Annotated in this window: 10 protein-coding genes and 1 riboswitch; of the genes, 3 read left to right on the top strand and 7 right to left on the bottom strand. The window is 59.5% G+C overall.

Annotated features, from left to right (window positions below):
- From EN994_RS06685 to EN994_RS06650, 7 genes are all read right to left on the bottom strand, one after another.
- The coding region (locus EN994_RS06685; RefSeq protein ID WP_206530379.1) for a bifunctional hydroxymethylpyrimidine kinase/phosphomethylpyrimidine kinase at positions 1–477 on the bottom strand (477 nt) is incomplete at its 3' end.
- The gene (locus tag EN994_RS06680) at positions 468–1,073 is read right to left on the bottom strand and encodes a thiamine phosphate synthase (RefSeq protein ID WP_063169416.1); all 606 of its coding nucleotides are present in this window, start codon (positions 1,071–1,073) and stop codon (positions 468–470) included. The genes EN994_RS06685 and EN994_RS06680, both read right to left, overlap by 10 nt.
- Complete coding sequence (locus EN994_RS06675; protein WP_024504259.1) at positions 1,070–1,843, bottom strand: thiazole synthase; 774 nt, start codon at positions 1,841–1,843, stop codon at positions 1,070–1,072. The genes EN994_RS06680 and EN994_RS06675 overlap by 4 nt, the downstream gene beginning before the upstream one ends.
- A gap of 1 nt (position 1,844) precedes the next feature.
- On the bottom strand, positions 1,845–2,042 hold the full coding sequence (thiS, locus tag EN994_RS06670) for a sulfur carrier protein ThiS (protein ID WP_024504260.1): 198 nt from the start codon (positions 2,040–2,042) through the stop codon (positions 1,845–1,847).
- Positions 2,011–3,012, bottom strand: a complete 1,002-nt coding sequence (gene thiO, locus EN994_RS06665; RefSeq protein WP_063169415.1) for a glycine oxidase ThiO — start codon at positions 3,010–3,012, stop codon at positions 2,011–2,013. Before thiO ends, thiS begins: the two co-directional genes overlap by 32 nt.
- Positions 3,009–4,844 (bottom strand): phosphomethylpyrimidine synthase ThiC, encoded by a 1,836-nt coding sequence (gene thiC, locus EN994_RS06660; RefSeq protein WP_063169414.1) that lies wholly within the window; start codon positions 4,842–4,844, stop codon positions 3,009–3,011. The genes thiO and thiC overlap by 4 nt, the downstream gene beginning before the upstream one ends.
- Positions 4,845–4,947: 103 nt before the next feature.
- A riboswitch (TPP riboswitch) is annotated at positions 4,948–5,064 on the bottom strand.
- A gap of 317 nt (positions 5,065–5,381) precedes the next feature.
- Positions 5,382–5,645, bottom strand: coding sequence for a hypothetical protein (locus tag EN994_RS06650; RefSeq protein ID WP_082826710.1), 264 nt, complete (start codon positions 5,643–5,645; stop codon positions 5,382–5,384).
- A gap of 491 nt (positions 5,646–6,136) precedes the next feature.
- Between EN994_RS06650 and EN994_RS06645 the strand changes: the two genes are divergently transcribed.
- The 3 genes from EN994_RS06645 to EN994_RS06635 all read left to right on the top strand — a co-directional run.
- Positions 6,137–7,474, top strand: coding sequence for a metallophosphoesterase (locus tag EN994_RS06645; RefSeq protein ID WP_063169413.1), 1,338 nt, complete (start codon positions 6,137–6,139; stop codon positions 7,472–7,474).
- 2 nt (positions 7,475–7,476) lie between these two features.
- Positions 7,477–9,543, top strand: a complete 2,067-nt coding sequence (locus EN994_RS06640) for a hypothetical protein (RefSeq protein ID WP_063169412.1) — start codon at positions 7,477–7,479, stop codon at positions 9,541–9,543.
- On the top strand, positions 9,540–9,966 hold a 427-nt coding region (locus EN994_RS06635), incomplete at its 3' end, for a hypothetical protein (RefSeq protein ID WP_164745828.1). The genes EN994_RS06640 and EN994_RS06635, both read left to right, overlap by 4 nt.

Below are 9,966 nucleotides of genomic sequence, written 5' to 3'. Positions count from 1 at the left end.
GTCCTCATCCGAAGCCGGTTCGGAACCAGTAAGGAGCGCCAGTTCAGGAAGGTTGGGCGTGACAATGCAGCAAAGCGGCATCAAATCGCGCTTCATGGCAGCGATAGCGCCTGCTTCCAGAAGTGCGCGGCCTGAGGTGGAGGCCAGCACAGGGTCGAGTACTGCCGGCACTTGCGGAAATTTGCGCAGCACTGCGGCAACGGCAACAATGATCTTGGCAGTCGCCAGCATGCCGATCTTGATTGTGGCTACGTCGTTGGCCTGTAGCGCGGCACACATCTGATTGGCCACCATGCTGGGTGGCGAATGATGGATTTCGATCACGGCGTCGTGCGTTTGCACCGTTAGCGCTGTGACGGCGAGACAGGTGCGCACGCCAACGGCAGAGATCGTCTCGATGTCGCGTGCTATTCCAGCACCCCCGCTGGAATCTGATCCGCCAACGACAAGCACATGCGGTTCTCGTCTCATCGCCATCGGTCCGTCTTTTCGATCCATTCTCGCGTGCGCGCTTCGGGGTCGAAGCTCAACGTGATGTCCGTGACCACTGCGGCGCTGTTGGCGCCGGCCTCAAAGACGCCGTCGAGGCGGTCGGGGTTGAGGCCGCCGATGGCGACCAATGGGATCGGCGCCACCCGCCGCTTCCACTCGCTGATCCGCTCTAGCCCTTGCGGTGCCCACTTCATTTTCTTCAAAGTGGTGGGATAGATCGGACCGAGCGCGACATAGTCGGGCTCGGCAAACATGGCCGTTTCCAGCTCGACATGATCATGCGTGCTCAATCCGAGCCTGACGCCCGCTGCCCGTATCCTCGAGAGGTCGGCCGTTTGCAAATCCTCCTGGCCCAGATGCACGAAATCGCAGCCTTCCTCGATTGCCAGGCGCCAATAATCATTGATGATGAGCTGGCTTTTGTGTTGGACACACCAGGCCTTCGACTTGCGGATCTCCGCGCGCAGCCCGGTTTCATCCATGGTTTTGATGCGAAGCTGAATCAGCTTGACGCCGAGCGGCGCCAACCTTTCGATCCAGGCGGCGCTGTCGACGATCAGGTAGAAGGGATCGAGCTTCATGAAAAAACGGCCCTGCCGACCATCGGTGTCGATGGCACGGCGACGTCGCGCGGTTCGAGCATTCCCGAACTGAACGCCTCACGACCGGCGTCGACCGCCTTACCGAAAGCACGCGCCATGCCGACCGGATCTGCCGCCTTGGCGACCGCTGTGTTCAGGAGCACGGCGTCAAAGCCGAGTTCCATGACGGTGGCCGCGTGCGACGGCCGTCCGAGCCCCGCATCCACAATCAGCGGGACGCCAGGGAAATATCCGCGCATCGAGCGCAGCGCCGTCATGTTGACCGGTCCCAAGGCGGAACCGATCGGTGCGCACCACGGCATCAGGACCTTGCAGCCCGCTTCCAGCAGCCGCTCGGCGACAACGAGATCGTCGGTGGTATAGGGGAATACCGCAAAGCCGTCCTCGCACAGGATGCGGGCGGCTTCAACCAGACCGAACACATCCGGCTGTAGCGTGTCGTGATTGCCGATCACTTCGAGCTTGATCCAGTTGGTGCCGAAGACCTCGCGCGCCATTTTCGCGGTGGTGACGGCTTCCTTGACGGAGAGGCAGCCGGCGGTATTGGGCAGGGTTCTGGCGCCCAGCGAGCGGATCAACGACCAGAATTGTTCGCCGGCCCTACCGCCCGCCATCTCACGCCGCAACGAGACGGTCACCACCGACGTGCCCGATGCCTTGACTGCATCGGCAAGGATGGCCGGCGAAGGATACTGAGCCGTGCCGAGAAGCAGGCGCGACGAAAGCTCGGTTCCATAAAGCTCCAACATGCTAGCCGCCCTGCATGGGCGAGAGGATTTCGATCCGGTCGCCGTCGCTCAACTGGAACTCCGCGCGGTTGGCTTTGTGCACGAGGTCGCTGTTGACGGCGGTGGCGAGCCAATCGCCCTCATAGTCGAGCGCGGCAAGCAACTCGGCCAGCGTGGTGGCGGCAATCTCACGCGCCTCGCCGTTGACCATCAGTTTCATGAGCATGCTCCTTGGTTCTGTCTTGACTGAAAACCAGGTCGGCAGCCTGGCGCGCCATGGCGGGGGCGAGGAGAAAACCGTGACGATAAAGACCGTTGATCGCGATGATCTCACCGTCTGTTTCGACGCGTGGCAAATTGTCGGGAAATGCCGGACGGACACCCACACCGGTTTCAACGATCTCGGCCTCACCAAAGGCCGGATGGAGGGCATGGGCGGCGCCCAGCAGCTCCATCATGGAACGCGCCGTCACCGGTCCGGCGCTCTGGCTTTCAATCATCGTCGCTCCGATCATGAAACGGTGATCGGTGCGCGGCACGGCATAAAGCGGAAAGCGTGGATGAAGCAAACGGACCGGCCGCGACAGCGAGACATCAGGCGTGCGAAGGATCAGCATTTCGCCGCGAACACCGCGCAGCCTGTCATCGGCCGCTGCCATTCCCATGCAGTCTATCTGACGGGCGAATCCCGAAACAGGCCGGGCGTCGCAGCCGAAGTGGAATTTGACACCCATGGTCGCAAGCTTGTCATGAAGTGCCGCCATCGCCGGGCGTGGGTCGAGGTGAGCCTCGTCGGGGAAGAGCAATCCACGCCGGAAGCGGCCGGCGAGGTCGGGTTCCAGGAGCGCAATTTCGTTTTCATCGACGCGCCGATGCCCTGACGTGCGACTGGCGAACCGGTCAAGCTCACCGGCATCACGCGGCGCGGCCACGACCAATGTCCCGGCCCGTGTCACCTGACCCGACAGCACCGCATCCCACCAGTCGGCAGCATCGCGTCCGAGATCCAGCACCGGCTGCTCCGCGCTTTCGCGCTCGCACCATGGCGCCAGCATGCCGCCGGCGAACCACGACGCGTTGCCACCAAGGCCATGCCGCATCTCGGCGACGGTGACCGTCGCGCCGCGGGCGGCGAGTTCGAAAGCGACGGTGAGGCCGGCAACGCCGGCCCCTTTGACGAGCACCCTCATGATGGTTTGGGAGCCTCTGGCACGACCGGTACGCCAGTCTCGTCCGCCTGCATGTAGAGATCGCCGCCCTCCCGGTATTTTGCCGCCATTGCCGCCATGCCTTCCTTCTGGGCCTCGGCACGGATGTCGTGGGAAATGCGCATGGAGCAGAATTTCGGCCCGCACATCGAACAAAAATGTGCCAGCTTGTGCGCCTCCTTGGGCAAGGTCTGGTCGTGGAAGGACCGTGCGGTTTCGGGGTCGAGCGACAGGTTGAACTGGTCCTCCCAGCGGAACTCGAAGCGCGCGCGCGAAAGGGCATCATCCCTGGTTTTCGCTGCCGGATGGCCCTTCGCCAGATCGGCTGCATGGGCGGCTATCTTGTAGGTGATCACGCCAATCTTGACGTCGTTGCGGTCGGGAAGGCCGAGATGCTCTTTCGGCGTGACGTAGCAAAGCATTGCGGTGCCGAACCAGCCTATCATGGCGGCACCTATCCCTGAGGTGATGTGGTCATAGCCCGGCGCGATGTCGGTCGTCAGCGGCCCCAACGTGTAGAACGGCGCCTCACCGCACACTGCGAGCTGCTTGTCCATGTTCTGCTTGATCTTGTGCATGGGGACATGGCCCGGGCCTTCGATCATCACCTGGCAGTCCTTTGCCCAGGCAATCTTGGTGAGTTCTCCAAGTGTTTCCAGTTCGGCGAATTGCGCCGCGTCGTTCGCATCGGCGATTGAACCGGGACGAAGGCCGTCGCCGAGCGAGAAGGAGACGTCATAGGCTCTGGCGATGTCGCAGATCTCCTCGAAATGCTCGTAGAGGAAGCTCTCCCGGTGATGGTGCAGGCACCATTTGGCCATGATCGAGCCGCCGCGCGAGACGATGCCCGTGACCCGGTCGACGGTCAGCGGGATGTAGTGCAGCCGCACGCCGGCGTGGATGGTGAAATAGTCGACGCCTTGCTCGGCCTGCTCGATCAGCGTGTCGCGGTAGACCTCCCAGTTCAGATCCTCGGCGATGCCGTTGACCTTTTCCAGCGCCTGATAGAGCGGCACCGTACCGATCGGCACCGGCGCATTGCGCACGATCCAGTCGCGGATGTTGTGGATGTTGCGGCCGGTCGACAGGTCCATCACCGTGTCCGCGCCCCAGCGGATAGCCCAGACCATTTTTTCGACCTCTTCGGCCATCGACGATGTGACAGCCGAGTTACCGATGTTGGCGTTGATCTTGACCAGAAAATTGCGACCGATGATCATCGGCTCGCTCTCGGGATGATTGATGTTGGCGGGAATGATTGCGCGCCCGCGCGCCACCTCGTCGCGCACGAATTCGGGTGTGACGAAATCTGGGATCGCCGCGCCGAAGGCTTCGCCGTCGCGTTGCAGCTTGCCGCGCATCACCTCGCGGCCGAGATTCTCGCGGATGGCTACGAACTCCATTTCTGGCGTGATGATGCCGGCGCGCGCATAGGCAAGTTGGGTCACCGCCTTGCCCTGCTTGGCCTTGAGCGGCCGATTGCGTATCGGAAATTCCGGTGTCAGGCGCTCGCCGGTGGCGAATCCATTGTCTTCCGGCCGGACGTGGCGGCCGTCATAGGCTTCGACATCGCCACGCGCCGTGACCCATTCGTGGCGAAGCCGGGCAAGGCCTTTTTCGATGCTGGTTTCGACTGATGGATCGGTGTAGGGGCCGGACGGATCGTAGACGGTGACGGGCGGTTCGCCGGCCGTCGGATGGACGGAAATCTCGCGCATCGGCACCCTGATCTGCGGGTAGAGGACGCCGGGCTTGTGGATTTTCCGCGAGGCGGGCAGTGGTCCCGTCGATACGGCGGGGGTGAGGGCATTCATCGTGAGGCTCCTTTGCTCATGCATTGGAGACCCAGTTCTGTGCCGGAAGGATGAAAAGACGCTTCTGTAGACCTGCTGCAACAGGACCTCGGGCGTAAACTCCCGCAAAGCGCTTGCACCGTCCCTACGCCAGTATGAACTGGATCAGGTTCAACGGGTCACTGCGCCGCGAAAGCCAGCAGTATCTCAGCCCCTTGCCGGGACTCCCCTGGTGAATGCCTTAGGTTGAACGGGCTGACGCTATCTTGTCAAGCGCATTCGGGCGCCTTCGGCCGGTGGCGACGACCGGCGGCCAGCCGGGCGGAGAGCTCGCGCATGCATCGGGGACAAGTCACGCCCCGTAGACCGGGGCTGAATGGCCAAAGCCTCATTCGCTTCGTGAAGGATGGAGAAACTGTATTGGCCATGTGCGCGTATCGACCAAGTAGCTCAGGCGGTCACGGATGTGGTTATTCTGGTCGAAGGTGACGAACGGCCTTGGGGGTCACCTCCTTTAGGATTCAGAGGTTGGAAGACGGCTTCTCGCGATCACGGCCATCAGGAAATACCTGTCTTCGGCTCAACCTCGACATGGCGTCCGATCGACCGCAGATATACAGCTATCTCGTTCATGAGATGATCGCGTTCGCCGTAGATTTCAGCAATCCTACGCAGCTGTGGCTCGACGGCCCTCCGTTGCGCTGGCGTGAAATCAGCATCGCCAAAGACGTATCCCAAGTTGCCAATCGCGCAAATTTTGCAGCCGGCGTCCACAACTGCTTGTACGAATGCCGGAATGTCTTTTTCTTGCATGGTCTTCATGTCGAACCTCTCGTGAATGGCGTGCTTGCGCCCCAATCTGCCTTTTCAGCGTGTCCTCTGGGCGGCGCAAGCCCTGAGCGTGACTGTGCACGGGCAACCTCGACTATCCCATCTGCCACGCTCTTTAGAATCGGTGGGGTCTGGTGATCGCAGGCTGGGCCACTCAAAAGCCTGCAAGAAGAAAGTCATGGCGACCATTGCTCAAGATCGCAAGGGTGCGTGCAAGACCTTCCGTTGGCAGTCATGCACGCTCGCTCAGAGATAGTCCGGCCGCGGAAATTCTCCCTTATTCGTAAGAAAGCTCATTGAGCAACTGGGCATTGAGCAACTGGGTCTCACGTCACGGGTCTCGTGTGCTTCACAGCCGAAAAATAGCCGCCGTGGCAATTCTCGAAAAGTGCAGGCTACCTCGTTAAGGACACTGCGGATGATCGTTCGCGCTTGGCAAAAGCGAACGGATTAGTCTATGGCTCTCGGCAGGGGGGCGAGTTATGCGGCGGGTGCGAATCCTTCAAGTAGGCGATATTCACTATCCGGACTGGCATCCTTCCTCTAGCAACATCGATGCCAAGGATAGCAAGTTCGCTCCGAAAATAACGCAGAAGCTACGCGCGTCTTCGCTGCGTGCCGTCTTGACGAAACTTCGGCGGCTGACGACTTCGAAGCCCTTGGATTCGATCGCCTTCATGGGGGATTTCACGAGCCGTGGCGACAAGACCTTCATTGCTTCGGCATTCCAGCATTTCACGTTGCTCTGCCGCGCACAGGGACGCAGTTCAAAGGCGCTTCCGTTGATATTCGTACCGGGAAATCACGATGTGAACCGTGATGACGCGCGCGAACTTGGACCGACTGAGAAATTCAGCGAAATGGCGAGTTTAGCCGCCCGCTTGGGTTGGCAGACCGTTCCCGTGGACCAACCCGTGCACTTCAGACTTCCGACAGGATCCGCAGGCGCAAACTTCATCCTCGTCAACACAGCGATAGGCAGTTGGGAGCTTCAAAACCTTCCCGCGTTCCTTCGTGATCGTCTCGAGGCACTCAGTCCTTCTACAGAGCCTCTAGATCTCGGCTCGCCGGACATCTCGGGACATTCGCCCGCGACACCTCCCAGCGATCCAGACAAGGAGGCGTCCGACGACGAGTATTACGGTCAGATGGACACGCCATACATCTCGCGTGAGATGCTTGCAGGCCTACAGGAATTGCTCCAGCAGCCCGACATGCGTTACGGCATCATAATCGGCCATCACAATCTGCTGCCACAAAAGACTCCGCGCATTACGCCATACGCGGAGATGCTCAACAGCGGATTTGTCAGAACTCAGCTGCTGCAGGGCAACAAGCCTATCGTCTACCTGCATGGACACATACATGCTGATCCGGTCGAGATCGTCAACGATCCAAGGTTTCCGGACGGCAAATTGATCTGCATCTCAGCACCAGAGATACAGTCAGGTTTCAATGAGCTCGTCTTCTTCACGACCGATCAGGGAGAGCTCGTCGGCATCCGACTTATACCCTACCGCACCAATGTCGCCGACGGGACGGTCATGGAAGGCGAACATTGCTTTATTTCGACCATGTCCAACGGCAAGGCCTTTCTGAACAACGACACGTTTGACCTGCTGCGCCGACTGCGCGACCATGCCACCAGGCGCGGGAATGGGTTACTCTTCTGGGACGAGATCACTGAGATTGCTGCCTCCGCCGAGCTCGGGCTAGATCTGGAAGACTCTCTTCTGATGCTCCAAGCGGCGCGCTTCATCGAGATAGACGGCCTCACCAAGGCAAACTCGGCTTGGCGCATTAAGGTAAGGGACGAATAGCGATGGAGAATCCGTTCGGCCCCAACAGGATCGAGTACGAAAGCCGCCCGATACTGTGGTTCAGTCAGAAGTCGGCGTTGATTTCTGCCGCCGCCAAGCCGGTCTTCGTCGCAGGGACGAGAGGCAGCGGCAAGACCAGCATTCTTCGCTCGCTTTCCACAGTCCATATTCTTGAAGACAAAAGTCTCTCGGACCAAGTCGGCAAGCTCGCTTGGTATGGCGTCTTCTTCCAGCTCAATGAGACATTCTCGCCCCTAATCGACAACGCCGTTCTGAACCTCATTCCGGAGCGGATACGCTTCGACACGGCCGCCGTGATCCCGCGGCAATTCGTAATCTTCTCTCACTATCTGGAGCTGAAGATAGTCGAACGCCTGCTCGAGAGCATCGGCCAGCTCAGACGCGACGGCCACTTGAAATACCGGGCCTCCGAAGATAGGGACGTCGCCCTGGCACTGCATCGCGAAGTGCTGCACTTCATACCCCAACCTGCCCGTCTCGACTTCTTCAGCATCGATGAGCTGCGGGGTGGGATAACCCGGTACGTCGACGAATGCTTCAACGCGTTCTTCTTTGCCGCCGATGCCGGAGCGACCGGCTTCAGAGCAACAGACCCTGGCGCGATCATTAACAAGGTCGCGACCGCGATCACTCCACTTTTAAATGGCCCATCTTTCGCCGGTGACAGGGCGCCCTTCTTCAAGATACTGATTGACGACTGTGAAGCACTGACACCGCTCCAACAGCAGTTCCTGAACACCTTGGTGAGAAAGACGCGCGGCAACGTGAAATGGGTCCTCGCCTACATCGGCGGCCTCTACGACACGATCCGGACGATCATACCCGGCCAGTCGCTCTCGAATGCTGACCGGGACGTCGAGAATCTTGATTCAGTCGATCCGAGGGAGTTCGCCACGCTGTGCGAGAACGTGTCGTCGCTTCGGCTGTACTATGCGCTTCCTGACCATCTGCGGAGTGATCTCGAGCGCAACGATGCGCTCAGCGCGTTTTCGCTCAAAAACCGGCTGGGGCGGCTTTCCGTCAATGACATCATCGAGCGGGTTATCATATCGGGTCATTCCGAGGGCAGAGAAGAGCTTGTGGCACTTGCTGATGCAGCACGTGAATTCCTCTCCGTGAATTTGAGGACGGCGGATCAGCAGCAATTCCTTCTTGATCGAAAAGCGCGCCCTTATGCCGAAGGGCTGGCGCTCGCGCTCATGAACCCGGAAATTAAGCGCCGGCCCATGAGCAAGGCGGATGCTTCAAATCTGAAGAGGTCGATCGCCCGGAAACAGGGATGGGCTTTTCTGAAAGCGTGCCAGATGCTGCGTCTGCATGACTACCCGTACGTAGGGCACCAGATCATCACATCATTGAGCGACGTCTGTATACGCGATTTCCTTGATATAATGGGAGAGATCTTCCGCCGCAGTGTTCCGAGTTCCAGTGATCCACGAAAACTGGTGGAATTCATCAACTCGGATTTACAGATTCATCTCGAACAGCAGAGACAGGCTGTGAACGCCGCCTCTCAACGGAAGCTTGATGGACTTCAGGCGCTTTCACATCCGTACGAAGAAGAGAGCGTGCGCATGGTGCGGGCGTTGGGTTACCTGACCGCTCGCCTCCAGACAGAGTTTGCCGAAGAAAATGCTCTAGGAACGACAGAGAGAGGCATTTTCAGGGTTGATCTAAAGGAAATGCGCTCGCTGGTGAACCGACTGGAGCAACCCAGCGGAAAACTGGACGAGGTCCTGCGTCGGGCGGAAAGGGATGGGTTTATCCGGGAGGTCTCCGCCGCCGGCAACTTTGAGGTGGACCGCGCCGACCCCGCATCGAAGGAGATGATGATCAGATTGCATCGGCGATTTGCACCTTACTTCGGGTTCTCCTATCGCGGCCCGTACGAAATCAACACAATCCCTGCGGCGCGGATGGTCGACCTGCTTTTTACCAGGCATCGGCTCCCAGAAGACTGGGCCGACTCGGTGTTTAAGGAGCTCGTCGCGCGGCCCGCACTCAAGACCGAATTCCAGCACTCGCTTTTCGAGAGCGATCTCGAATGACCGCTTCAACTGTCGAGTATCGAGTCTTCGGCCATCTGGCCGTCACCGAGAAGGCGAGAGATGCAGGTACCTGCGAAACGATGGAGGCAGATATCGCGATCGTCGCGCTTGGATGGGAAACGCGTTTCGCCGCGTTCGAAAACCATCTTGACCTGAAGGTCGGCAAGATCGTGGTTCTGGACTTTGCTCTGAAGGAAGCGAACGTCCCAGCCGTCGAAGAAAACCGGCGAAAGCTCATCGCTATGGGTACCCGATGGGGCGTCGAAGTGACTGTGATCACCCTCGAGCCTTCCATCGAGTATCAGAAGAACATCAATCTCCTCGATCACCTGCTCACTCAGATGGCCGCTTCATGTGGCTCATACGAAGGAAGCCTGCGGAAGGTTTTCGTCGAGTGCTCGACGATGCCGCGAATCTACATCC

The sequence above is a fragment of the Mesorhizobium sp. M7A.F.Ca.CA.002.09.1.1 genome (assembly GCF_003998555.1).
In the GTDB taxonomy this organism is placed as follows: domain Bacteria; phylum Pseudomonadota; class Alphaproteobacteria; order Rhizobiales; family Rhizobiaceae; genus Mesorhizobium; species Mesorhizobium ciceri.
Note: the sequence above shows the minus strand (reverse complement) of the source record. Positions and strands in the feature narration are given on the sequence as shown.